Raw genomic sequence first — 307 nt, 5'->3', positions numbered from 1 at the left:
GCGATCGTGATTTTCCCGTCCGGGCCGACCGGGACCACGGCGAGGTTGGGTACGGTTTGGTCTGGTCCGTAGTTCACGTTCGAGGCGTTGGGCTTTTCGCTGCCGGACGCGTACGCGGTGAGGAACCCGGCGGCATGGGTCTCGGTCACGGTCAGGTTGAGCACCACCGCTGCGGCGTCGATAGGGATCCCGTTGACTCCGGCGACCTGAACGGAAACTGTCCCGCCGCCCGGGACCGGGCCGGAGGGACGCGTGTCCACGAACCGGGACGGAGTGATCGGCGTCGAACCACCCGGAATGCCGGCAG

At 67.8% G+C, this 307-nt stretch carries 1 protein-coding gene; it reads right to left on the bottom strand.

What is annotated here, in order from left to right; all coding sequences use genetic code 11:
- Positions 1 to 307: hypothetical protein (locus L0B83_RS19665; protein ID WP_234760247.1), on the bottom strand; the 307-nt coding region annotated here is incomplete at both ends.

The organism is Arthrobacter alkaliphilus, from assembly GCF_021483235.1.
GTDB classification, from domain to species: domain Bacteria; phylum Actinomycetota; class Actinomycetes; order Actinomycetales; family Micrococcaceae; genus Arthrobacter; species Arthrobacter alkaliphilus.
This window is presented reverse-complemented; position numbering and strand designations above follow the sequence as displayed.